This is a genomic window from Nocardia sienata NBRC 100364 (genome assembly GCF_001613205.1).
GTDB lineage: Bacteria > Actinomycetota > Actinomycetes > Mycobacteriales > Mycobacteriaceae > Nocardia > Nocardia sienata.
Map to the genome: position 1 here is coordinate 293,848 of NZ_BDBX01000004.1, position 22,345 is coordinate 316,192.

Genomic DNA, 22,345 nt, shown 5'->3' on the forward strand with positions numbered 1-22,345 from the left:
GAGTTCACCATGTCGGATCAGCTGCCGAAGAAGTCAGCCTCGATCGACCGCCGCACCGCCCTGCGCGGTGCCCTCGCCGGCGCCGCGATCCTCGCGGCGGGATCGGCGGCGAGTGGTACCGCGCGAGCCGCCGCCCCTCGCCACCGGACCCCGGGTCTACGCACCGGCGGAAAAGAGGTCGCCGTGTTCGGCGGTGGGATGGCCGGTCTGTCCGCCGCGCACGAACTCGCCGAGCGCGGGTTCCGGGTGACCGTCTACGAACCCGCCTTCCTCGGCGGCAAGGCCCGCAGTATGCCGGTCCCCGGCACCGGCGCCGGCGGGCGGGCGGACCTACCCGGCGAACACGGCTTCCGATTCTTTCCCGGCTGTTACCAGCACATCCCCGACACCATGCGGCGCATCCCGTTTCCCGGTAATCCGAACGGCGTGCTCGACAACCTGATCCGCGTGGAGGGGACGGTGGCGGGGTTCCGCGACAGACCGCCGATCTTCGCCCCGGTGGAAGTGGGTGCGCTCGATCAGCTCACTCCGGAACGTCTGCAGAACAGCATTATCGGCGCGTTCGGTTTCATTCCGGAACTGCCGCCCCACGAATTGGCCTTCTTCGCCAAACAGATGCTCATGTGGTTCACTTCCAGCACCGAACGCCGGTTCGGGCAGTGGGAATATCTGACGTGGGAACAGATCATGCGCGCCGACGGCAAATCCCCGGCCTACCGTTCCTATCTGGTCAACGCGCTCACCCGGATCACCGTCGCGGCGAAACCGCACCTGAGTTCGGCGCGCACCATAGGCACCATCGGCGAAGCTCTGGTCCTGGCGGGAACCGGCCTCGTCCCCGAATTCTCCGGCGGTGTGGACCGGATCCTGAACCGCCCGACCAATGCGGCCTGGATCGATCCGTGGGTGACCTATCTGCGCAGCCGCGGCGTGCAGTTCGTCATGGGGTGGCGCGCGAGCCGGTTGCACTACGGGAACGGCCGGATCGAGTCGGTCACCGTCACCGACGGCAGCGGTGCCGCGAATTCCGTAATCGCCGACCATTACGTCTGCGCCATGCCGGTAGAGAAGACCGTCGGACTGCTCGACGATCCGATTCTGTCGGCCGACCCCCGGCTGGCCGGTATGCGCGAACTGCTCACGGATTGGATGGTGGGTATCCAGTTCTATCTGCGCCGCCCCACCGATATTCCGGAGGGCCATATCGCGGCGCTGGGATCACCGTGGGCCCTGACCGCGTTGCGACAGGCCCCGATGTGGGTCGGGAATTTCGCCGACCGATACGGCGACGGTTCGGTCGCCGAATGCTTCTCGGTGGATATCTCCGATTGGGATACCCCGGGAATTCTCCATCACCGGCCCGCGAAACAGTGCAGCGCGCAGGAAATCGCGAACGAAGTCTGGGCGCAGCTGAAGCTGTGGCTCAACACCGGCACCGGCTGGCTGCGCGACGAAGATATCCACTCCTGGCACCTCGATCCGGGAATCAGCTGGTCCGGCGGCACCACCCATAACGAAACCCCGCTGCTGGTCAATACCGTCGGTTCCTACGATCACCGGCCGACCGCGCACTGTGCCATCCCGAATCTGTTCTTCGGCGGGGACCATGTGCGCAGCAATATCGATCTGGCGACCATGGAGAGCGCCAATGAATCCGGCCGGTCGGCGGCCAATGCGATCATCGACGCGGCGGATGATCCCGCGCCGCACGCACCGGTGTTCCCGCTGGTCGCCCTGCCCGCGTTCGAGGCGGCGAAAAAGGTCGACGCGGACCGGTTCCGGGCCGGACTCCCCCATATCCTCGACGTCTAGCGGGAGGCGCGCGGGTGGCACAGCGGCGTCGTGCCGCCCGCGCGCACTGTCCGGAAAGCGAAACCGCCACCACCGGGATTCCTCTGGCACGCCGCTGCGACGGCCGGATATTCCGTGGCGCGCCGGAATTCATCGCCGGACCGATTCGCGGAAAGCATTGTCGGCCCGATCTTGTTCCGTGAGAATGGGTTCCGAGCCGAGATCCGGCTTCTTGGGGACCGTCGGCGCTGCGGCGCCGGCAGAACAAGTGGGGAACACCATGAGAATCAAGCAATTCGCCGCCACCGCGCTGGTCTCGATCGGCGCCCTCGGCGTCGCCGCCGGTACGGCGCAGGCCCAGCCCGTGGCCGCCGAGGTCGCCGTGCGCGGCGCCGAGCAGGGCATCGGCTATGTCGTGGCGCCGAACGAGGCGGGCACCGCGATCGTCACGACTCTCGACGCCGGCAGCTTCGCGCTCACCGCCGACGGCGCGGCCGTCACCCTGTCGGACCCGGCCGGCCGGGTGCTCACCACGTTGCCGCTGGACGTCGCGGCCGCCGGGCAGACCGCGCCGCTGGCATCGGCCATCTCGGCCGACGGCCGTACCCTCACCCTGACACCGGATGCGTCCACACCGGCGGGGCAGCACGTGGCCCAGCTCGTGGCCGACCCGGACACCGAGTCCCGCAAACTGCACAATGCCGGAATCGGCGCCCTGATCGGTGGTGGAATCGGTGCCGTACTCGGCTTCTTCCTGGGCGGAGTGGGCGCCTTGATCACCATTCCGATCGGCGCGGGGGTCGGCGCGCTGATCGGCTACTCCACCCCCTGATCGACGAACTCGGCTGCGGCCCACCGGGACCGGTGGGCCGGGCCGGGCTCGCCGCCCGGCCGCGGCGCTCCGAAATCATTGCGCCGGAACAGATATTCTCCGTACGGCCCCGGCCCGCACAGGTGCCGCGAGGCCGTTTTCTGTCGGACCCCCCACGTAGAATCATGCAGGTAGGACACAGTCGGAGGGGTAATATGCGGCCGGCGGACCAGCCGCACCACAAGCCCCTCCGGCGCTTCGGAACCGGGGGTTCTGTGATGAGTGAAATCGGACAGGAACGATTGCTGCCGCCGCGTCAGCACGGGACGTCGTGGCGCGAATCGGAATACCGGGCCATCGCCGCGGAACTGCGGGCGGGTAAGGGGTTGCCCGAGATCGCCGCGGAACTCGGCCGGACGCCGTCGGCCGTACAGGCGGCACTGCGCAACTTCGTTCCGCCGGAGGAGAAGGTACGCGCGAACGATCGGGCCGGCTGGATCCAGGATCGGATGGCGGCCGATCCGCAGTGGGATTGGTGGGCTGTCGTGCTGGATCATCATCGGCACGGCCCGTCCGCGCTCTGGCTCACCGAACACGAGCACATCGCGCGCGGCGCCTGGCGTGACCGCACACCCATGCCGGTCCTCGCCCAGCGGCTCGATACCGCCGAAATCGAAGTGGCCGCCTTCCTCCGCGCGCTGGGGCTCGCCGAGAATCTCGCCGAGGTCGCCGATCGGCTCGGCGCGACGCCGGGCCAGGCGCTGGCCAAACGCGTCAACGCGGCACGTGATCAGGAACTGTCCGCCACCTGGATCCTGGTGGTCGACGGTGCCGCGGGCACCGTGAAACCGCGCAGCGCACCCGTGCGCCGGCATGTCTCGGTGCACGAAAGCCGAGCCGCCGCCGAAGCGGGCCGGGATCGGGTCCTGCGCTGGCACCGCAGGACCGCGGGTGACAGCACCACCCCGGTCTGGTGGACGATCGCCCAGCGCGGAGTCGGGGACTCCGGCGGCCGTACCTACTGCGGCGTTTTCACACCGCGCCTGATCGACAGCGGGGTCCGCGCCGACGCGCTCGCGGTCGGGGACCGCATCCTGATCGCCGGATCGGACGGTAATCCCCAGGAGGCCCTCGTCGAATCGATCGCTCAGCGCGGTGAGGTCGTCGTCGCCGATCTCGGGCCGGTCGGCGATTCCCGGGTCCACCAGGTGATCGAATTCGATGCCGGGGAGCGAGTGGAGGTGCTCACCGCCCGGGAGTGACGGTTCGCCGATGCTCGGCCGCTTCCGCGCGGCCGGGCATCAGCGCGGAGGCGACCACAATGGCCACGGCCATCACGGCCACGGCCACGAACACCAGGTGCACCCCCTCGGCCAGCGCCGCCGGCGAGGGGGTGCCGGCATCGCCCACCCGTGAATTCACCAGTGCGCCGAATACCGCCACACCCACGGCACTGCCGATGGAACGGGCGAACATATTGGCCGAGGTCACCACGCCACGTTCCCCCCAGGTGGCGCTGGTCTGGGCGGCGATCAAGGTCGGACTGGCCACCAGCCCCATGCCGAGACCGATGACGAAACAGGTGGCGGCGACCTGCGCGATGGACGCCGCGGGCCCGATGAACAGGGTGCAGACAGCGCCGACCGTGGCCGTGACGCCGCCGATGAGCGCGGTGCGGCGGAAGCCGATCCGCAGATACACCCGGCCGGATTGGGATGCCGAGATCGGCCAGCCCAGCGTCAGCGCGCCGACCGTCAGCCCGCCCACCACCGCCCCGGCGCCCAGGACGCCCTGGGTGAAGGTCGGCACATAGGACGTGAGACCGAGCAGCAGCGCCCCCACCAGCGCGGAGATCGCCGAACTGGCGACCACGACCCGCCGGGTGAAAAGCCACAGCGGCAGTACCGGATCGGCGGCCCGGCGTTCGACGAGGACGAACAACACCAGCACCGCGGCACCGCCGGCGAAGATCGCGATACTGATCGGCGCGTCCCATGCCCAGGCGCGACCGCCTTCGAGCAAGCCGAGGATGAGCGCACCCGCACCGGAGGTCAGCAGCAGCGCACCGGCGTAGTCCACCTTCCGGCGGTGCCGGGCCGGGGTTTCGGTGAAGTGGCGCAGCAACATCCACCCGGCCCACGCCGACAGTGGCAGATTGACCAGGAAAATCCACCGCCAGCCGACGTATTCGGCGAAGACGCCACCCAGCAGCGGTCCCGAGACCGAGGAAAAGGCCCAGACACCCGCGAGATATCCCTGTACCTTCGCACGTTCGGCCAGGGTGTACAGATCACCGGCGATGGTCATGGTCATCGGCTGGATGGCCCCCGCCCCGATACCCTGTACGGCCCGGAACACGATCAGCCACAGCATGCTGCCCGCGAGCCCGCACAGCAGCGAGCCGACAGCGAAGACGGCGATGCCGAACAGGAGCACGGGTTTACGGCCCACCGTATCGGCGATCTTGCCGTACACCGGCACCGTAACGGCCTGGGCAAGCAGATAGACGGAGAACAACCACGGGAACTGGGCGAAACCGCCCAGGCTCTCGGTAATGGTGAGCACCGCGGTCGCGATGATGGTGGAATCGAGTGCGATCAGACCGGTGGCCAGCATGAGCGATCCGAGGATCGGGCCGCGCTCGGAGCGGAGCCCCACTTCGGTTCGCACCGTCTCCGCCACCACTGCCGCACCTCTTTCTCCGGACCGGACACGTCAACACGGCCGCCGGGCCACCGTATTCCCCACACCGCCGCGAGTGCCGCCGGATTTCCACATGATGGGACGATCGTGCTCATCGGCCCCCACTGAGCGCGCTTTTGTGCAGCGGCGCAACGCTGGTTCCCGAGCCGCTGTGAGCCCGCACAGAGTAGCTGTGGCGCAACGGGTTCGGTGGATAGCATCCGCGCCATGAGTGCACCGCTACGTTCGCTCCGCCCCGGCGTTTCCGCTCGCATCCTGTTCGGTGGGCCCGTCGCCGCCATCGCGATTCTGAGCGCCGGCTGTGGCGGCGCGGCAGAACCCACCGACCCCGCGGCGATCTGGGATCCGTGCGCTCTCCCCGCGGGTCTGCTCACCGAATCGGGGTTCGCGCCCGGCTCGATCCGGCGCGACGTGGCCACCGAACCGGGCTGGGCGGGCTGCGGATGGAGCAGCGAGCGGGCTGCGCTGCGCGTGCTGTTCTCCGCCGTCGGTTCGCCGGACGAAGTCGCCGGTGACGGCGACACCCGCACCGAGGTGACCCTCGCGGACCGCACCGGCCGGCTACTGCACACCGGGCCCTCCGATAACGCGACGACGTGCACCGTCGCCCTGCCCACCACCGACGGCGGCGTGGTGCGGGTGCGGGTCGACAACGCCCCGGGCGCGGCCGAGAACGCCTGTATCCGAGCCGAGCGCGCGGCAAGCGCCCTTGCGCCCGCGTTTCCCGCTTGAGCAGCGGGTTCGACCATAACTCGCACCACTGTGACCGGTCACAAGCAGGAAGGTTGGTGCCTGCGCGGTCGTCCAGTCGAGTTCGTAAAGCCGCCCGGAGTACGACCCATGATCATTACTGTGGAGCCGCAGTCTCGCCACCCAGGGGTAGAAGGAGTCAGCAGCATGACCGTCGACACGACCAGAACCAAGCTGACGCTATCCGGCCAGCCCATGTCCGCGCCACTACAGGATGTGCGCAAATTGTCCCGCCACATGGTGGGCCATTTCGTGGAGAACGTGGTCCCCTGTGGCACGCTGCCGGGAGATGCCATCCACGGCGATGTCACCACCATCACCCGGACCTGCCTCGAACTTGCCGTCAGCATGCTGGACGGTAAGGACATTCCGGAGAAGACGCGGCGGCTGGAGAACGCCGCCGCCGGCTGGGCGCGCGAAGGCGTCCCGATCGACACCATCCACCATGCCGTGCACGAAGGTTTCCGGCTCGGCCTGGACCTGGTGGTGTCCCATGCGACCGTCACCGACTATTCGGCACTGGTCGACGGCGCCAAGCTGGTCGTCGAGATGCTGGACAAGATGACCGTCTGTATCTCCATGGCCTACGTCCGCGAACTGCGGTCGGTGGTGAGCGAACACCACACCGCAGTGCACACCCTGACCTCGGCGCTACTGGGCGGGCACAGCACCTCCACCATGGCCCGCGAATGCGGGATCGAGATCGCTCCCGCCTACACCGTGCTGGCGATGGCCATTCCGGCCCACCCGGACGAAGCGATCCCGGCACTGGACGGCAAGGTGGTCGCGCGGCGCAAACTGCGCCGTGTCCAGGCCGAACTGGCTACGCGCTGCGGGGATTCGGCGCTGTCGCTGCTGAGCGTCGACGGAGGCACCGTCCTGCTGCCCGCCGAGATCCTGACCGGCGAGCAACTCGACGAGCTGGTCGCGCAACTGTCGCGGGCGGCCCAGGTGCCGGTCAGCGCCGCGGTGGTGGAGGCGCCCACGGCGGAGGTGCCCTCGGCGGCGGATCAGGCCCACGAACTGCTGGATATGGTCCAGCGGCTCGACTGTGTGCCCGGACTGTACCGGTTCGACGATATGGCGCTGGAATACCAGCTGACCCGGCCCGGTCCCGGCCGCGAATACCTGGGATCGCTGCTGGATCCGCTCGACGATCATCCGGAACTGCTGGAGACCCTGCAGCGCCACATCAGCAACAACCTGAACCGGCAGCGCACCGCGCGCCTCATGCACATCCACACCAACACCATCGACTACCGGCTCAAACGGGTCGCCCAGCTCACCGGCTTCGATCCCACGCAGCCGTCGGGTCTGTGGTATCTGCGGTCCGCGCTGGTCGCGCGCAGCTACCGGGCGAGCTGACCTTTACGCCGGCTCCTGACCGCTGCGTACCTGCGCGACATAGGCGCGCGACACCGCCGCGGTCAGCGTATCGAGCACATCGACCACGAAACATCCGTCCACGCTGTCGGCCGCGGTGTCCAAGGTCTGGCGCGCTGCCGAACTACGCAGACCCAGACCACTTTTCACCCCTTCGTGCAGAGCGTGCTGAATGATCTCGAGCGGCACCTCCTCGCGCGCCCACCGCGCGGCGGCCAGCTCGAGCCGGGCCAGTATCCGACGTCCGGACGGATCCGAATCGTCGAGCAGCGCCAGCGCCATGCCCAGCCCCACCCGGAAAGCTGTCTCGAAGTCCGATCCGGGCCGTTCGCGTGCCACCGGGCGAGCGCCGTCGGCCGACCAGATCCGTATCAGCTCCGCCGGCTCCGGCACCTCGAATATGTGCCCGGGCTCCTCCGGCTCGCGGTCGTACTGCTCACCCGTGCACATACGTGCTCCCTCCACCAGTGACCGGCAACCGATATGGACAAACGTACAGTTACCCACCTTTCTCCGGCCGACACATCGCCCGGACTTCGGTCCACCTCGGAACTCGGGTCGGCAAAGATAGTGAGACGTCCCATCAACAGATACTTCGGTTTCGTGCCGCCGCCCACCGGCACCGACCGAGCACCGGGCCCGGCCCACGACGCGCGCCCCGCCGCGTTCCCCGGTTAAGGTGCGGCGGTGGATACCGGTGATCTGATAGACCGCAGCAGTTCCATCGCGGAGCGGCTCACGACGACCCAGGCGGCGCCGCCCTCGTGGCTGGTACTCGCCACCGCCGTGGCGGCGCTGGTCCTGGTGGCCTACGGCCCACTCTGGCGGATCACCCGCAATGTGGTCACCATCGCGCACGAGGGCGGACACGCGCTGGTGGCGCTGCTGAGCGGACGCCGGCTCAATGCCATCACCCTGCATTCGGACACCTCGGGACTCACGGTGTCCAGTGGAAAACCCTACGGGCTCGGTATGATCCTGACCGCACTCGCCGGCTACCCGGCTCCTCCCCTGGTGGGACTCGGATTCGCCGCGCTGCTGGGCGCCGGGCGCATCACCCTTATGCTGTGGACCGCGATCGCCGCGCTGGCCGTGATGCTCGTGATGATCCGGAACGTATACGGCGTCGTCTCCGTGGTCACCACCGGCGCACTGGTTTTCGCGGTGTCGTGGTTCGGTTCCGATACGCTGCAGGCCGGCTTCGCCTACCTGGCGACCTGGCTGCTGTTGCTGGCCGGCAGCCGCCCGGTACTGGAACTGCAGCGCACCCGCTCCCGGATGCGCGACGGCACCACCGATGCCGACCAACTGGCCCGGCTCACCCGGCTCCCGGGCCTGTTCTGGGTGATCGTCTTCCTGGCCGTCGCCCTCGGCGCGCTCGTGGCGGGAGCGGGCCTGCTGCTGTCGGCGACCGCGGGAATCTGCCTGCCGGTCCCCAACGGCGCGGAGTGCCCGGCGAACTGATTCCGCCGGGCCGCGCTCAGCCGGCGCTCTCGGCCTCGGCGAGTTCCTTCTTCCAGACCCGGAAGCTCTCCTCGGTCCGGCCGCGGCGCCAGTACCCGGAGATGGAGGCGAACTGCGCGGAGACACCGCGTTCCTTGCGGATGTAGGGGCGCAGATTGTGCATCACGGCCTGCGCCTCGCCGTGGATGAAGACCTGTACCCGGCCCGGCAGCCACGGCGCCGCCCGGACCGCGCCGATCAGAGGCGCGTTATCACCGGCGCGGTCGTCGCCGACCTCGTGCGCGGCGCCGCCGCGGTGTACCCAGGTGACGTCCACCAGCGCCTTGGAGGTGAGGGGTATCTCGTCTGCCGGGTCCGCGACCTCGATGAACACCTTCGCGGGCGCCCCCTCGGGCAGCGCTTCCACGGCGGCGGAGATGGCGGGCAGCGCAGCCTCGTCACCGGCGAGCAGATGCCAGTCGGCGTCCGCGCGGGGGGCGTAGGCCCCACCGGGGCCGAAGAATGTGACCTGCTCACCGGGCTGTACCGCGGCAGCCCAAGGACCCGCGATGCCCTCGTCGCCGTGCACCACGAAGTCGATGGCGATCTCGCGGGCCGCGGTGTCCACCGAACGGACCGTGTACGTACGCATCACTTCGCCGTCGGGGCGGTCGAACAGCAGTTTCACATACGCGTCGGTGAACTCGCTCGCGTCGAAATCGTCGAATCCGGGATCACCAAGATACACCCGCACGATATGTGGGCCGAGCCATTCCGTCCGGGCGACGGTCATGGTCGTGCGCTTTCTGGCCATCCGGCCTCCTTCGATAATTAGGCTTACCTAAGCGAACGTACCAGCCCGGCTCGGGCGGTTTTGTAGCGTCCGTCTCGTCCTGACCGAAATATCCGGCAAGGAACCGTTTTTGGGTTAACCTCACACAAACTTCCGGACGAAGGCACCGATCATGACCGCGGCAACTGTCATCCGCCCGCTGGCGCCCAGCGAACAGATCTTCGCATTCAGCGAGGTCTTCGTCGGATACTGCGCCCGAATGTCCGGGCGGATCGACCTCAGCGCCCTGGCCGCCGCTTTCGAGGTCCTGGTCACGGCCCATCCGATCCTCGGAGCGCAGCTCGCGCCCACCGAGCCGGTCGGGCACACCCTGGTCACCTCCGGCCCGCCCGAGATCGTGCTGACCGTCGCCGACGGCGATCCGGAACAGCTACTCACCGGCGCCGAACCGGATCAGCGGCGAGCCCTGGGCACGCTGCACGTGGTGCGGTCGGGCGATAGCGCGAGCGTTACATTGCTGGTGCACCACAGCATTGCCGACGCCACCCATGCCCTGCACCTGCTCGAGCAGTTGTGGCACTGCTATGTGGCCGCCGCGGCCGGGCGGGTTCCCACACTCCCGCCCACCAGGCAACCGATACCGGTGGAGGACCTGCTCACCGGCCGCGGAGTCGTGCGCCGGGCCGTTCCCGGGGGTACCGAGCCGCCGCGGGCGGCACCGCCGCTGCCGCCGGCGGCTGCGCTGAACGCGAACGAACACCCTTATCCGCCCTTGCTCACTACCCGCTGCCGGTTGAGCCGCGAGCAGACCGCCGCGCTCGTCGCGTACGGGCACCGGGAGGGGGTCACGGTACACAGTCTGGTGGCAGCAGCCCTGCTGCTCACCGAATCCGAGGCCCGGCAGCTACCGGTCGACGAACTGCTGTGTTCGTACTCGGTGGATCTGCGGCGTCGGGTCCGGCCCCCCATCGCCCCGACCGAGGGAACAAATGTGCTGGGCTTCGCCACCTACCGGCCCGTTCCCGGCACCGAGGCCACCCTCCCGGCCCTGGCCCGCGGAGTTTTCGACGCGTTACGCACCGACCTCGCCTCCGGCTACATCCAGCAGACCCCGCTCCAGCTCCCCGACACCCTGGCCGCCCCGCCGGCCAACCCGTTCGACACGGTGATGACCACGAACTGGGGTCGATTACCCCGGCTGTCGGTGCCTACGCTCCGCATCCACGACTTCCGTACCACCATGATCGCCAAACACGATCCGACCGGACGCCGCCCCCCGCAGGCCGGCGGCGGCACCAGCATCATCACCACCTACGACGACCGTCTCAGCGTCGAAATCCACCATCCCCCCGAGTTCACTCCGGTGCAGACACCCCGGATCGCACAGCTGGAGAATCTGCTCACCCGCCTGTGACCCTTTCGAGCCGGTGCGATCGTCCCGAGGCGTCGCTGCCGAGCGATCACCGGCGCGAGACCGCGAGCTCGAGCACCTCCCACGGCACGGACAGACCGGGAAATCGGCACCGGGCGGTTCAGACTCCCTGGAGCGAGGCCAGCTCGAGCACTGTGATGTCCGACGGAGCCGCCACCCGCACCGGCGGACCCCAGGCACCGGCGCCACGCGTCACATACAGCGCGGTCGCCCCGTACAGTTCCAGTCCCGCCACGGTCGGGTTGGGCAGACGCGCGATCAGATTTCCCGGCCACAGCTGGCCCCCGTGGGTGTGCCCGGACAATTGCAGGTCGACCCCGTATGCCACGGACTCGTGGACCACGACCGGCTGGTGGGCCAGCAGCACACAGGCTCGACCGGTGTCCCGGCCGTCGAGGGCCGCTGCGAAATCGGGCCCCCGGCCGATACTGGTTCCCCTCGGATCGTCGACCCCGGCGAGATCGAAGTCCGGCAGCGACACCCGATCGTTGAGCAGCACCTTCATCCCCAGTTCACCGGCTCGGGCGAGCCACGCGTCGGCGTCGGCGAAATATTCGTGGTTGCCCGGTACGTAATAGGTGCCCAAGGGGGCGGTCAGACCGGCCAGCGGTTCGGTTTCGGACCGCAAATCCTCCACCGTGCCGTCGGCGAGATCGCCGACGACCGCGATGAGATCCGGACGCGTGTCGTTCACCGTGCGCACCACCCGTTCGCAGAATGCGCGGCCCAGCGCCGGACCCAGATGAAGATCGCTGACCAGGGCGATCCTCAGGCCGTGAGCCTGTGCGGGCAGTTTCGCCAGCGGTACTGTGACCCGTCGAACCACCGGCCCGTTCATCACCCCGTAGGTACCGGTCCCCACGATCGCACCGGCCGCGATCACAGTGGCGGCGGCGGCCAACCGGGAGACGAGCAGACGTCGCGACAAGGGACGCGATCCCGGTGGCGGCGCCTGGCCGGATACCGCGGCTCCGGATTCCATTCCGGTGGGGGCCGGACCGGGCCGGAGGGTGCTCGTACCGTGCGATTCGCCCACCGTGGCGCCGACCGGCTGCGGTGTCACTCCCGCTTCGACGGCTCCGGGCGCCGCGTCCGCGGTGGTGGGCATTTCGCCCCCACCGGCCGGTGCGGCGGTGCCGGCGTCGCGCCGGACCAGGCCCCGCAGCAGCAGCGGCCGGACGACCTCCCCGGCCAGCACACCGAGCAGCAGATAGAGGAACAGCGCCGCCCACAGGAACCCGGGCCAGGTCAGCCAGCGCCATTCTGCTCGATCCACCTCGGCGAACATCACGCCGAAAGCACCGCACATCGCGATCGCGCCGGCCCCCAGGACGATACCGCCGGGTATCCGCCAGCGAGATCCGTCCCGCGTGGTGTCGCGAACGAGCCGCCGCCACAGGTACCAGTGCAGCCCGGCGATCAACCACGCCACGGCCAGTCCGGTGAGCACGGAAACTACTACCACCGAGGATGCCTCTCCCGACCGATTGATTGTGCGGCTGATGAATCTACCCCTCGCCGCCCGGCCCACCGTGCCCCCCGCACCCGTTACCGCACCGAATGGGGGCACGCGCACCCGCGATACCGATCCGGCAACTCTGAATAACTCCATGTAACCGTGGCTATCGGGACGTCCGGCATCACACCGGCATTCGCGTCGCCGCGCCGGCGCCGCCCACGGCAGGCATGGTCGGCATCACACCGATCCGGTGACCCCCAGCCCGCCGAGACCGGACGGTGGCAGCTCCCCGTCCTGCCGTCCGGCGAGCAGCCATTTCAAGATCTTTCCCGTTTCTCCGCGTGGCAGCGCCGACATGAAGGTCACGTCCCGGGGCACCGAGAACCGGCTCAGCCGATGCCGGATATAGGTGCGCACCATATCCGAATCCAATCCGGCCCCTTCGTGCTTCACCACGAACGCCGCGAGTCGCTGACCGAATTCGGGGTCCGGGACACCCACCACGGCGACCTCGCTGACCTGGGGCAGATGCGCCAGGGCCTCCTCCACCGGCCGCGGGAAGACGTTCTCGCCCCCGGAGATGATCATCTCGTCGTCCCGGCCGGCGATGAACAACCGGCCGTTGACGTCGAAGTATCCGAGGTCGCCGGTGTCGAGCATGCCGTATGCCTCATCGGGCGGCGCGGAATTGACATAGCCGTCGAACAGCATGTGGTTACCGACGAAGATATGCCCGGTGGCGCCGATCGGCACCGGTTTGTGGTCGGGTCCGAGTACCGATACGCGGGTGCCCAGCGGCGGCCGCCCGGCGGTGGTGGGCGCGAAGCGTAGATCGGCAGGGGTGGCGATGGTCGCCCAGGAGACCTCGGTGGAGCCGTAGACGTTGTAGAGGATATCGCCGTAGGTATCCATGAACCGCAGCACCGTGGCCCCGGCCAGCGGCGCCCCGCAACTGATCACCTGGCGCAGGCTGGAGGTGTCGTAGCGGGCGCGTACCTCCGCAGGCAGATCCAGGATGCGATTCACCATGGTGGGTACCACGATCACAGTGGCCACCCGGTGTTCGGCGACCGCGCGCAGGCAGTCCTCGGCATCGAAACGTTCCGGCAGCACCACCGTGCACCGCAGCGCGGTACTGAGCTGCAACCCGGCCAGCCCCCAGGTGTGGAACAGCGGCGCCGGGATGAGCATCGTCGATTCCATCTCCATCGGGATCCGCGACAGCAGCGCGGCGATGGTGCCGAACCCCTTGGGATGCGGCCGGCGCGCGCCCTTCGGGATTCCGCTGGTACCGGAGGTGAGCACGATCAGGCGGCCGGGATTGGCGGGTTGGCGAAACTCCGTCTCCCCCATCTCGATCAAATCCTCGAGGGTGTACCGACCGGGGAACGGCGGCCGCAGATCGGTGTTGTACCGGGGCAGGTCGTCGTGCAGATACTGCACCAGTTGTTCGAGGTCGCCGTCGACGAACAGGGCCGAGAGCCGGTGCCGCTGCACGATCTGTTCGATGGTGCGCGCGGAAAGGCCGGCATTGAGCAGGGCGACATCCACACCGAGTTTGCCGGCGGCCACCATCGTTTCGACCATGCCGGCGTGATTGCGGGACAACAGTCCGATCGCGTCACCGGCACCCAGTCCGACGGCCGCCATCGCACCGGCCAGGGCGGTGCTGCGCCGGTCCAACTCGGCGAAGGTGCGGGACCCCTGATCGTCGATCACGGCGAGCCGGGCCGGGGCGTACGCTGCGCCGGCCGCATAGCCCCCCGCCATGTTGAAACCCCATTTGTTCAGTGACAACAACTGTTTCATCACCGCATTGGGCCGGGTGCGCACCACACCGCTGACGGTGACCTGACGCAGCACCTCGAGCTGGCGGCGGACCAGCGAGCCCTCGCCGTTGACCACCGTGGACGTACGCGCGCCGCGCAATATATCGGCGATCCGGCGCAGGCCTTCGGCGGTCCAGTCCTGGATCGCCGAATTCGACAGCGCGGTGAGGTGCCGATGCACCCGCCCCGGCGCGAAGAAGGTGATCGATACGGTGCTGCGGTCACCTTCTCCGTACATCCGCAGCGCCGCGAAACTGCCGATCTCCGGTGCGTGCAATTCCAGGCTCTCGTACCACCGGCCGGTGACCACGCGCACGCGCAGCACCCGGATCCCGGCCTCGGGCGTGCCGAGCCGGAATTCGAACACCGGCTCCGCACCGGGCAGGTCCAGCCTGGAGCAGGCGCCGATGCCGGTGAATACCCGCGGATAGGTCTGCGGGTCGAGGAGCAGCTCCCAGACAGCGGCACGCGCTGCGGGGATCTCCGCGACCAGGTCGATGACGTCGGTAACCAACTCCCGCAACTTCTCGTCGGCCCGCAACGAACAACTGGGTCGGCGGGGTAACCCATCTATAATGTCTCTCACAATAACTCGGTGCCACCGTTGTTACCAGTGAGTAGCAACGGTCTGTGAAAGGTCACGAAGCCGTTTGCCCGGCGTTCACCACAGCTGCCGAACCGGCCGTTGGAGGTTGTCCAAGCCCACCGACCGCCCCGGTGTGAAAACTCCCAGCGACCGCTCACTCTGCCCGTACCGCTGTTGTGCGCGAACTACATTCGGCCGCATACCACTCGAATGCGATCCGGAGGACCACGATGCACCAGACCCGACGCCGGGTGGCCATCACCCAAATCGACGAGATCCTCGACTATTTCGGCAAATGCGCGTCGTGCGGGTATCCGGCCCGCGCCGAATCCACCAGGCGCGTATTCGACAACGGCGAAATCGAGACCCATGTCATCGCCAGCTGCTCGCTACCCTGCGGCTGGTCCGATCGGGTATCGCCCACCCGGATGACCGGTCCGGCCGCCTGACCCACCGGGGTATGCCACCCGCGGCCGCCGGCGGACCCGTGCGGCACGATGAGGCCTATGGAACTGCGAATCTTCACCGAACCACAGCAGGGCGCCGACTACCCGACACTGCTGAGCGTGGCCCGCGCCGCCGAGGACCTCGGCTTCGGGGCATTCTTCCGTTCCGATCACTATTTGCACATGGGCTCGGTCGACGGCCTGCCCGGCCCCACCGACGCCTGGATCACCCTGGCCGGCCTGGCCCGGGAGACCAGCCGGATCCGCCTCGGCACCCTGGTCACCGCCGCCACCTTCCGACTGCCGGGTCCGCTGGCGATCCAGGTGGCCCAGGTCGATCAGATGTCGGGCGGACGGGTGGAACTCGGTCTCGGCACCGGCTGGTTCGCCGACGAGCACACCGCGTACGGGATCCCTTTCCCCGACGACAAGTTCGGACGCTTCGAAGAACAGCTGGCCGTGATCACCGGGCTCTGGGAGACCCGGCTCGGTGACACCTTCGACTTCACCGGTAAGTACTACGAGCTCGTGAAATCCCCCGCCCTGCCGAAACCGGTGCAGCAGCCGGTACCGGTGATCATCGGCGGCCAGGGACCGAAACGCACCCCGCGGTTGGCCGCGCGGTACGCGACCGAGTTCAATGCCCCGTTCGTCTCGGTGGACGACAGCGCCGCCCAGTTCGACCGGGTGCGCACCGCGGTCGCCGAGGGTGGCCGGGCGGCCGACAGCATGGTGTACTCCAACGCACTGGTCGCCTGCGTGGGAACCGGCGAAGCCGAGATCGCGCGCCGCGCCGAAGCGATCGGCCGCGAGGTGGACGAACTACGGGCCAACGGACTGGCCGGGTCCCCCGCGGAAGTGGTCGACAAGATCGGGCGTTACCGTGAGATCGGCACCCAGCGGATCTACCTGCAGATCCTGGACCTCGCCGACCTCGACCATCTAGCGCTCATCGCCGACGAAGTCGCCGCACAGTTGTGAATCCGGTGGGCGGACGATGCCGCGGGCCGCGTCCGCCCGGACACCGGATCACCGGTACGCGGCGGCCACCCCGTCGATCAGGTGCTCGAGGGTCTCGTAGGCGGGGACATCGACGATATCGACCAGGTCCTTGGACACCGGCACATCGTGTTCGTCGACCACCTCGTCGAAGCGGGCGACGTCCCCGGTCCGGAAACCGTGTTCGGCGGCCAGCGACTGCAGCTCGGTATCGTTGTGCAGCAGCGCACCGATCTCCTCGCCCTCCGGGGTGAGCGGGACGACGGTGTGCCGGGACAGCACGGTCGGCGACGGGTACAGCAACACCGAATCGGGCCGCAGGCGTCCCTCGATCGCGGCTGCCACGTACTGCGCCTCATAGATCCAGGTCATCGGGGTCGGCCCCATACCCGCCGTCAGGTATTCCTCGAAGGGGCCCGCGCTGGAGCCTTCGGTGTAGCCCTGGGCGAGGAACAAGCGCTGCAGGGTGGGCAGCACATGCTGTTCGGCGGTGACGCCGCGCACCACCGCGTGATCGTTGACGACATAGCTGGCCACCGCCAGGTACATGGCCGCCGAATTCGAGGTCCGGGCGTCGGTGGTACTGACCAGGATGTTCTTCCCCACTCGGTAGGCGGTATTGCCGGCCAGTTCATCCCACTGCACACCGCGCTGCACGAGCTCGATATAGGCGGAGAAATCCAGGGCGGGCGCCGGGCCGTCGAACTTCACCACCCCGGCCGCGTCCAGCAGCTGCACGATGGGGGTGAACGTGGCGATCGCCATCGGCGAATAGAACGGCACGAACTGCGTGGTCACCCCCACCTCGCGTTTGAGCCGCTCGGCCGCCGGCAGGCTGGACGGGAACGCGAACGCCCGGCCGTCCAGCTTCACCGAGGTGGAGATCTCTCGCGAGCCGGCCGACTCGACCCGCACGTCGTAGCCGTGCGCGGCGAACACCCCGGTGACCCGCTCGTCGGCGAAGAAGGCCGCCTTCTCCGAACCGACCACCCCGGTGACCTTCGTCAGTGGCGCTCCGGCGACCGGCGCCGCCGGGGCGGGCGCGGAATCCGGTCGCGACACCGCCCACGCCGTAGCGCCCACCGCCACCACACCCGCGGCGCCCGCCAGCGCGAACAGCCCGCGGCGGTCGGTCCGCAGCGGGCGGTCGGTACCGGCCGGTTCGGCCGGCGCGGCGGGTGTGCCCTTCTGCACCGAGACCGGCGCGACACCGGGGGCGGTGACCGCCTCGGCGGTACCGGCCTCCTCGGCGGATTCGAATTCCCGGCGCACCACCCGCTCCACGAGGATGGGAACGAAATCGCGCACGGTACTTCCGGCGAACCGTTCGTGCGCCGTCCGGATCGCGACGTTCACCTCGTCGGGTGAGCGATCCTCGGAATAGGCAGCGGATAAGCGGCCCGCGAGTTCACGTATCGCTTTCTGCTCCCGAGCCGCCTTGTCCTCGGGAACCCTGCTCTTCGGGACGGTATCGAGTGGCACGTATATCTCCTCGGCGCCGGACATGGAATCGAAACGACCCGCCGGGCCGATCCACAGCCGATAACGCTACCGCCACAAAGTATTCGGATACTCCCACCAGTGAGCGTGACCGCCGATTCTCCGACCAGAATTCACCCGGCATTTCCCGGACGCTGGACGGCGGTTTCCTCGAGGACGGCCATGGCCGCATTGTGCCCGCCGATTCCGCTCACTCCACCACCACGCACCGCACCCGCTCCACAGCGCAATACATTCGCGTGACCGGTCTCCACGCCCCAGCGTTGCGCGGCCGTGTCCCCGGGCCCGGTCCGGTAGGGGAACGACAGGTCACCATGGAAGATGTGTCCGCCGGGCAGTCGTAGCGCGCGTTCCAGATCCACCGGTGTGGCGGCCTCCAGACACGGCACGCCGTGGACGTCGCGGGCCAGGCACTCCCGGACGGATTCGGCCAGTACGGCATCGAGCGCGTCGAGGCTCGCGGTGACCGCGGCCTGCTTCGCGGCTTCCGGGTCGGATTCGAACAGCCGTGCCGGAGTGTGCAACCCGAAGAGCGTGAGGGTGTGCCGCGCCGAACCGGCCGCGACACCTGGATCGGTCAGGGTGTGGCAGTAGATCTCCGCGGGCGGGATCGCGGGCAGTCGGCCGGCCGCCGCTTCCCGGTACGCCTGCGCCAGCTGTTCATAGGTTTCGGCGATATGGAACGTCCCGGCGAACGCGTCCTGCGCGGCCACCGCGGGGTCACGGAGTCGCGGCAGCCGGTCCAGCACCATATTGATCTTCAGCTGGGCGCCTTCGGGTTTCCCGTCGGCGGGTTCGCCCAAGAGCCGGGCCGCCTCGGCAGGCGAGGCGTTGACGAGCACGTACCGCGCTGCCACGGTCCCGGCCACCGGCCCGGCGAAATCGACCGCCGCGGTTCGCCCGTCGGTCGCCACGCCGGTCACCTCCGTACCGGTCACCAGTTCCGCCCCGGCGGCCCGGGCCGCGTCGGCCAGCGCGTCGGTCAGCGCGCCCATACCGCCCACCGGCACATCCCAGTCGCCGGTGCCGCCACCGATCACGTGATAGAGGAAACAGCGGTTCTGGGCCAGCGACGGATCGTGCGCGTGGGTGAACGTGCCGATGAGCGCATCGGTGAACACCACCCCGCGCACCACATCATCGGCGAAATACTCTTCGATCGTCTCGCCGAGAGGTCGCTCGAACAGTTCTTCCCACGCCCGGCCGCCCACCCGCCGCCGGAGCCCGTCGGCGGTCGGCAGCGGTTCGGTGAGTGTCGGGAAAACCGCCCGTGCCACCTCTCCTGTCATCGCGTAGAACCGCTGCCACGCAGCGAACTCACGCTCGGATCCGGTGACCCGCACGAAACTGTCCCGGGTGACCGCCGGTGACCGGTTGTCGACCAGCAGGCCCGACGATCCGGCCGGCGTATAGGAGGAGATCCGCCGCTTGCGCGTCCGGAACCGCAGGCCCAGATCGCCGACGATCCGGTCGGGCAGCAAACTGACCAGGTACGAATACCTGGACAACCGAACATCGACTCCGTCGAACACCCGCGCCGAGACGGCCGCGCCGCCGGTCGCCGCCGCCTGTTCGAGCACCAGCACCGATTGCCCGGCGCGGGCCAGATACGCCGCCGCGACCAGGCCGTTGTGCCCGCCGCCCACGATCACTACGTCGTACCGGGACCGCATCACCATAGGACGTCGATACCATACCGCCGCCGCGGCGGCGGTGAGGCTAACCGAGCAGGCCGCCCAGCAGGCCGCCGCTCTGCCCGGCCTCCTGCCCGCCGCCGGTACCACCGAGCAGGCCGCCGGGCGGCAGCTCCGAGGGCTGCACGATCACGAAACCCCGGCCGGAGAACGACAGGGTGATGCCTTCCCCGGTACTGCGGCCGATGAGCCGGCCCAGACCGAAGGAATCGTTGCGTTTCACACTCGTCTGCAGGCTCGACGACCAGGCGATGGCCGCCTGCGGATCGGCATAGGTGGGCTGATCGACATTCAGCACGACCGGACCGCCGTGGCTGGTGATCGCGATCCGGCCACGGCCGGTGAACACACAGTTGAACAAGCCGGCGTTACTGGCGAACCCGGCTGCGCCCTGCACCATCCGGATGTCGTAACCCAAGGTCGGATCGAAGGCGAGCACATTGGACCCGTTGATGGTGAGTCCGTCGGTGCCGTCCAGATCGATGATGTGCACATCGGCCGCCCCGTTGGCGACGAACAGATCGCCGCGCCCGGACACCTTCATCAGCGGTACGCCCTCGCCGGTGAGCCGCTGCTGGATCGCCCGGCCGATCCCCCCGGAACCGAGCGCCTGGAAATGCAGATCGCCCTGGTAGGCGACCATGGATCCGGAGCGGACCAGCGTTTCGCCGTTCACGCCGACCTTGATCATCTTGCTGCCCTGCTTCTGAATGCCCATCCCGGACACTTCGGCGTGACGCGGATCGAACAGCTCGCTGTGCATCGGCTGAGCTCCTTGCTGGGAAGAATATGGGGAGGGCTGGTGGGCGGGGACGGCCGGCGCCGGATGGGCCGGTCCGGACGGAAACGACTGCTGGGCCGGATAGCCGGGCGGCAGCGGATATCCGGCAGCCGGCGGCGCGGCGGGGTACCCGGGCGGCGGTACCGGCGGCACGCCGGGGTGTTGCGGGTACTGCGGCGCTTGATACGGGGGTGCCTGCTGTTGCGGCGGCGCCTGATATTGCGGACCCGGATAAGGTTGCGCCGCAGCAGGGTTGGCGACCATGGTGGGATCGGTACGGGACGCGGGCGGTACGGGCGGGGCCGGCGCAACCGGCTCGTCGTCGACGTTCACCCCGAAATCGGTGGCGATACCCGCCAGGCCGTTGTCGTATCCCTGTCCGACCGCGCGTATCTTCCACGCGCCCGCTCGGCGATAGATCTCCACGCAGACCACCGCCGTTTCGGTGCTCAGCTTCGACACCGCGAAGGTGAGCGTGCCCTGCTGCCCGGTCACCGTCGCGGTGAGCGACCCCACCGAGCCGAACGTGGACGGCCCGCTGCCGTCCAGGCTCGCGGTGACCACCACCCTGTCGATATCGCCGGGCAGGGCCGGAGTGTGCACGTCGACGACATCGCCGGCACCCTGGCCGTGCCGGTAGGTCACCCCGGGTCCGGCCGGCTGATTGAAGAACACGAAATCGCCGTCGGATCTGACCTTTCCATCCGCGGCGAGCAGCAGCGCCGAAACATCCACCGGCACGGAGCAGGTCACCGTCACCGTCAGCCGGTCACCCGGCGCCGGCCGGTTCTCCCCCGGAGCGAGCGCGGTCACCTCGAATCACCTCGGTCCGCCACGTATCGGACCGGGTACCCGCCGGCCTCCCGAATGACCCGGCCCCCGGCCGTCCACCCGTATGACTTCTGATCCACACCGACGAGTCTGACCGATAGCGCCCGCGCCGCGCCACCGCAGTATTCGAAACGCCGTCGGCGGGTAGGCCACCTGCGACGAAACGCCACCGCCCCCGACGACGATATCTCTGGTGAACCGCCGGCGAACCTGAGAATTTTCACAGCCGCAGCACAGCAAACGGCCAGGCCACGGCGGCATCCTGGAATCGGACGAGCGGAACTCGGCATCAGGGAGGAACCCATGGTGGACTTCGAGATCACCGGCACCACCGTCACTGTTCACGTCCGCGGCGCACACCGAGTGCTGTCGCTGTGCGACCACATCACCTTCGACCTCCGCGATATCGCGGCCGTCGAACCGGCCGAGATCGACCGCCGGCCGCCCTGGGTGCGCGCCCCGGGCGTGTTCTTCCCCGGCGCGATCGCCGCGGGAACCTTTCGCGGCAAGGGTCGGAAAGAGTACTGGGATACCCTTTTCGGCGGCAACGCCGTACGTATCGACCTGCGCGGACACGATTACACACGTCTGGTCGTGGACGTCGACGATGTCGATACCGCGATCGGTTCCCTCCGCCACGCCGCCGCAGCCTGACGGCGGCCCACCGATCCGCCGATCGACCTCCTCGCCGCGAGGCCGATCGGCGGATCTGTATTCCTCCGCATCGCCCGCGGTGCCACAGGTCACCCTCGTGACTCGGACCACGAATACCGGCCCTCCGGGTTCGCGCTCATTCGTGGCCTTTCCAGAAGTGCGCACGGCCCGTCCATCGACGCCGCCATCCGGAAACTGTCGGAGATACCCGGCCATCGCGCCATGATCGACCTGGTCGCGCCCCCAGCGCTGTAAGCGCTCAACAGCCTCCTTTCCATGGGCCGACCGCACACCCACGGGCATTCGACTCGCCCGACCGAGCCGACAGCTCTCGTGTAGCGCGGACATCGGCCGGTGGCCGGGTAGGGTACGGGCCGGCGCGGCGGGCTCGATATCGCGCGATACGACGAGAGACCGACCCCGCGGTCCCGGCGGAGCGCTTCCCGGAGCCGCGCAATTA

The 22,345-nt window shown here is 68.6% G+C and carries 18 protein-coding genes; 10 read left to right on the plus strand and 8 right to left on the minus strand.

The window, feature by feature from the left end:
* Positions 1 to 9 precede the first annotated feature (9 nt).
* The 3 genes from NS4_RS04380 (at position 10) to NS4_RS04390 (ending at position 3,864) form a co-directional block, all read left to right on the plus strand.
* On the plus strand, positions 10 to 1,812 hold the full coding sequence (locus NS4_RS04380) for a hydroxysqualene dehydroxylase (RefSeq protein ID WP_063058153.1): 1,803 nt from the start codon (positions 10 to 12) through the stop codon (positions 1,810 to 1,812).
* Between the two features lie 259 nt (positions 1,813 to 2,071).
* Positions 2,072 to 2,623 (plus strand): DUF8020 domain-containing protein, encoded by a 552-nt coding sequence (locus NS4_RS04385; RefSeq protein WP_063058401.1) that lies wholly within the window; start codon positions 2,072 to 2,074, stop codon positions 2,621 to 2,623.
* Positions 2,624 to 2,880: 257 nt separating this feature from the next.
* On the plus strand, positions 2,881 to 3,864 hold the full coding sequence (locus NS4_RS04390; protein WP_063058154.1) for a hypothetical protein: 984 nt from the start codon (positions 2,881 to 2,883) through the stop codon (positions 3,862 to 3,864).
* Here the strand turns inward: NS4_RS04390 and NS4_RS04395 are convergent.
* Entirely contained in the window at positions 3,848 to 5,287 is a 1,440-nt protein-coding gene (locus NS4_RS04395; RefSeq protein WP_063058155.1) for an MDR family MFS transporter, read from the minus strand. The two genes, NS4_RS04390 and NS4_RS04395, sit on opposite strands and share 17 nt — an antisense overlap.
* Positions 5,288 to 5,512: 225 nt before the next feature.
* Here NS4_RS04395 and NS4_RS04400 point away from each other — a divergent pair, with 225 nt between their 5' ends.
* Together NS4_RS04400 and NS4_RS04405 are read left to right on the plus strand one after the other, a co-directional pair.
* Positions 5,513 to 6,037 (plus strand): DUF3558 family protein, encoded by a 525-nt coding sequence (locus NS4_RS04400; protein ID WP_063058156.1) that lies wholly within the window; start codon positions 5,513 to 5,515, stop codon positions 6,035 to 6,037.
* A gap of 165 nt (positions 6,038 to 6,202) precedes the next feature.
* The gene (locus tag NS4_RS04405) at positions 6,203 to 7,420 is read left to right on the plus strand and encodes a PucR family transcriptional regulator (RefSeq protein ID WP_063058157.1); all 1,218 of its coding nucleotides are present in this window, start codon (positions 6,203 to 6,205) and stop codon (positions 7,418 to 7,420) included.
* Positions 7,421 to 7,423: 3 nt separating this feature from the next.
* On the opposite strand, the gene NS4_RS04410 is transcribed toward NS4_RS04405, so the two are convergent.
* A complete protein-coding gene (locus tag NS4_RS04410; protein ID WP_063058158.1) occupies positions 7,424 to 7,888 on the minus strand; it encodes an RsbRD N-terminal domain-containing protein in 465 nt (154 codons plus the stop codon).
* A 237-nt stretch (positions 7,889 to 8,125) separates the two neighbouring features.
* Between NS4_RS04410 and NS4_RS04415 the strand changes: the two genes are divergently transcribed.
* Positions 8,126 to 8,902 carry a M50 family metallopeptidase gene (locus NS4_RS04415; protein WP_063058159.1) on the plus strand — a complete coding sequence of 259 codons (777 nt, stop codon included), beginning with the start codon at positions 8,126 to 8,128 and terminating at the stop codon, positions 8,900 to 8,902.
* Between the two features lie 16 nt (positions 8,903 to 8,918).
* Here NS4_RS04415 and NS4_RS04420 read toward each other — a convergent pair whose 3' ends face one another.
* Positions 8,919 to 9,695 (minus strand): siderophore-interacting protein, encoded by a 777-nt coding sequence (locus tag NS4_RS04420; RefSeq protein ID WP_063058160.1) that lies wholly within the window; start codon positions 9,693 to 9,695, stop codon positions 8,919 to 8,921.
* A gap of 151 nt (positions 9,696 to 9,846) precedes the next feature.
* On the opposite strand from NS4_RS04420, the gene NS4_RS04425 reads away from it, so the two are divergent.
* On the plus strand, positions 9,847 to 11,088 hold the full coding sequence (locus tag NS4_RS04425; RefSeq protein ID WP_063058161.1) for a phthiocerol/phthiodiolone dimycocerosyl transferase family protein: 1,242 nt from the start codon (positions 9,847 to 9,849) through the stop codon (positions 11,086 to 11,088).
* Between the two features lie 118 nt (positions 11,089 to 11,206).
* On the opposite strand, the gene NS4_RS04430 is transcribed toward NS4_RS04425, so the two are convergent.
* Positions 11,207 to 12,571 carry a metallophosphoesterase gene (locus NS4_RS04430; protein WP_063058162.1) on the minus strand — a complete coding sequence of 455 codons (1,365 nt, stop codon included), beginning with the start codon at positions 12,569 to 12,571 and terminating at the stop codon, positions 11,207 to 11,209.
* Positions 12,572 to 12,802: 231 nt separating this feature from the next.
* A complete protein-coding gene (locus tag NS4_RS04435; protein WP_063058402.1) occupies positions 12,803 to 14,908 on the minus strand; it encodes an AMP-binding protein in 2,106 nt (701 codons plus the stop codon).
* 302 nt (positions 14,909 to 15,210) lie between these two features.
* On the opposite strand from NS4_RS04435, the gene NS4_RS04440 reads away from it, so the two are divergent.
* Positions 15,211 to 15,429, plus strand: a complete 219-nt coding sequence (locus tag NS4_RS04440; RefSeq protein WP_157105881.1) for a hypothetical protein — start codon at positions 15,211 to 15,213, stop codon at positions 15,427 to 15,429.
* Positions 15,430 to 15,486: 57 nt separating this feature from the next.
* Positions 15,487 to 16,407 carry an LLM class F420-dependent oxidoreductase gene (locus tag NS4_RS04445; protein ID WP_063058164.1) on the plus strand — a complete coding sequence of 307 codons (921 nt, stop codon included), beginning with the start codon at positions 15,487 to 15,489 and terminating at the stop codon, positions 16,405 to 16,407.
* A gap of 48 nt (positions 16,408 to 16,455) precedes the next feature.
* Here NS4_RS04445 and NS4_RS04450 read toward each other — a convergent pair whose 3' ends face one another.
* The 3 genes from NS4_RS04450 to NS4_RS04460 all read right to left on the minus strand — a co-directional run bounded on the left by NS4_RS04450 (position 16,456) and on the right by NS4_RS04460 (position 21,213).
* Positions 16,456 to 17,907 (minus strand): three-helix bundle dimerization domain-containing protein, encoded by a 1,452-nt coding sequence (locus tag NS4_RS04450; protein WP_063058403.1) that lies wholly within the window; start codon positions 17,905 to 17,907, stop codon positions 16,456 to 16,458.
* Between the two features lie 131 nt (positions 17,908 to 18,038).
* The gene (locus NS4_RS04455) at positions 18,039 to 19,604 is read right to left on the minus strand and encodes a phytoene desaturase family protein (RefSeq protein ID WP_063058165.1); all 1,566 of its coding nucleotides are present in this window, start codon (positions 19,602 to 19,604) and stop codon (positions 18,039 to 18,041) included.
* 40 nt (positions 19,605 to 19,644) lie between these two features.
* A complete protein-coding gene (locus NS4_RS04460) occupies positions 19,645 to 21,213 on the minus strand; it encodes an AIM24 family protein (RefSeq protein ID WP_063058166.1) in 1,569 nt (522 codons plus the stop codon).
* 321 nt (positions 21,214 to 21,534) lie between these two features.
* Between NS4_RS04460 and NS4_RS04465 the strand changes: the two genes are divergently transcribed.
* The gene (locus tag NS4_RS04465) at positions 21,535 to 21,885 is read left to right on the plus strand and encodes a hypothetical protein (protein WP_063058167.1); all 351 of its coding nucleotides are present in this window, start codon (positions 21,535 to 21,537) and stop codon (positions 21,883 to 21,885) included.
* Positions 21,886 to 22,345 lie beyond the last annotated feature (460 nt).

Bases quoted from the DNA above. Each gene is read 5' to 3' on its own strand.
- NS4_RS04380 (WP_063058153.1), top strand. From the start codon at position 10: ATGTCGGATCAGCTGCCGAAGAAGTCAGCCTCGATCGACCGCCGCACC.
- NS4_RS04440 (WP_157105881.1), top strand. From the start codon at position 15,211: ATGCACCAGACCCGACGCCGGGTGGCCATCACCCAAATCGACGAGATC.
- NS4_RS04420 (WP_063058160.1), bottom strand. From the start codon at position 9,695: ATGGCCAGAAAGCGCACGACCATGACCGTCGCCCGGACGGAATGGCTC.
- NS4_RS04385 (WP_063058401.1), top strand. From the start codon at position 2,072: ATGAGAATCAAGCAATTCGCCGCCACCGCGCTGGTCTCGATCGGCGCC.
- NS4_RS04410 (WP_063058158.1), bottom strand. From the start codon at position 7,888: ATGTGCACGGGTGAGCAGTACGACCGCGAGCCGGAGGAGCCCGGGCAC.
- NS4_RS04455 (WP_063058165.1), bottom strand. From the start codon at position 19,604: ATGGTGATGCGGTCCCGGTACGACGTAGTGATCGTGGGCGGCGGGCAC.
- NS4_RS04465 (WP_063058167.1), top strand. From the start codon at position 21,535: ATGGTGGACTTCGAGATCACCGGCACCACCGTCACTGTTCACGTCCGC.
- NS4_RS04390 (WP_063058154.1), top strand. From the start codon at position 2,881: ATGAGTGAAATCGGACAGGAACGATTGCTGCCGCCGCGTCAGCACGGG.
- NS4_RS04445 (WP_063058164.1), top strand. From the start codon at position 15,487: ATGGAACTGCGAATCTTCACCGAACCACAGCAGGGCGCCGACTACCCG.
- NS4_RS04425 (WP_063058161.1), top strand. From the start codon at position 9,847: ATGACCGCGGCAACTGTCATCCGCCCGCTGGCGCCCAGCGAACAGATC.
- NS4_RS04400 (WP_063058156.1), top strand. From the start codon at position 5,513: ATGAGTGCACCGCTACGTTCGCTCCGCCCCGGCGTTTCCGCTCGCATC.
- NS4_RS04405 (WP_063058157.1), top strand. From the start codon at position 6,203: ATGACCGTCGACACGACCAGAACCAAGCTGACGCTATCCGGCCAGCCC.